The following is a 1311-nucleotide window of genomic DNA, read 5'->3' as shown; positions in this document are numbered from 1 at the left end:
GGAGCCAGCCGCCGAAGGTGGGGTCGATGATTGGGGTGAAGTCGTAACAAGGTAGCCGTATCGGAAGGTGCGGCTGGATCACCTCCTTTCTATGGAGACTCGTCACGGTAGAGGGTAACCTTGCTAGTTTTCTAGTGAGGGGGATGAAACCTCTACGCAGTGAGATGTCGAGGTCGAACGCACGCAATGCCACACAACTGTTTGATTTTGAGGGACTGGAGAAACTTACCGGTTGAAAACCTCAACCGAGTATAGTAGAATCTTTATTCCGGTGGTGAACCGGATAACCTCAACGGGTTGTTGGATACTGATTGAGCTTGCAAAAGCCCAGCAATTCAACAGACAAAACGAAATAATGATCTGGTGGCAATGGCGGAGGGGTCACACCCGTTCCCATCCCGAACACGGCAGTTAAGCCCTCCTGCGCCGATGGTACTTGGGACGTTGGTCCCTGGGAGAGTAGGTCGTTGCCAGATTGACCGGGTTTTATTACCCGGCAGACCTGACAAACGTCAGGTTTTCATATGACTGCCCTTATGGGTGGTGCTGTTCCTTGAAAACTGCACAGAGGTAAAGTAAAGCGCAAGCAATGATGATCAATGCGTCAAGCTTTCATACTCAACGGTGAGGTCCTACTACAGTATCGACACCATAGTCTTTTGACGAAGTGTCTCACTGCAAGCATGGTTCACCACGGTAAGTAAGATAGACGAGGCGATCATTCATTAAAAAATAAGGTCAAGTTAGTAAGGGCATACGGTGGATGCCTAGGCGCTGAGAGGCGAAGAAGGGCGCGGACAGCTGCGAAAAGCTACGGAGAGCCGCAAGCAGGCGTAGACCCGTAGATACCCGAATGGGGCAACCCGTCCGGAGTCATATCCGGACATCGCTGACTGAATCCATAGGTCAGAGAAGCCAACCCGGGGAACTGAAACATCTAAGTACCCGGAGGAAAAGAAATCAAGCGAGATTCCCCCAGTAGCGGCGAGCGAACGGGGAAAAGCCTAAACCGTCTCTTCGGAGGCGGGGTTGCGGGACCTTCATCCCGAATGAATCATCCTAGTCGAAGCGGTCTGGAAAGGCCCGGCACAGCAGGTAACACCCCTGTAGGCGAAAGGACGAGCCATTCCGAAGGGATCCCAAGTACCGCGGGGCACGTGAAATCCCGTGGGAATCCGGGGGGACCACCCTCCAAGGCTAAATACTCCTCAGCGACCGATAGTGAACCAGTACCGTGAGGGAAAGGTGAAAAGCACCCCGGAAGGGGAGTGAAAGAGAACCTGAACCCGTATGCTTACAAGCAGTCGGAGC

3 rRNA genes are annotated in these 1311 nt (G+C 53.0%); all 3 read left to right on the top strand.

Going from position 1 to position 1311, the window contains the following annotated elements:
• Positions 1-89 (top strand): 16S ribosomal RNA (locus GJ688_RS19735); the annotation flags it as partial.
• Between the two features lie 270 nt (positions 90-359).
• Positions 360-476 (top strand): 5S ribosomal RNA (rrf, locus tag GJ688_RS19730).
• A 260-nt stretch (positions 477-736) separates the two neighbouring features.
• Positions 737-1311 (top strand): 23S ribosomal RNA (locus GJ688_RS19725); the annotation flags it as partial.

The organism is Heliobacterium mobile (assembly GCF_009720735.1).
Lineage (GTDB): Bacteria > Bacillota > Desulfitobacteriia > Heliobacteriales > Heliobacteriaceae > Heliobacterium > Heliobacterium mobile.
This window is presented reverse-complemented; position numbering and strand designations above follow the sequence as displayed.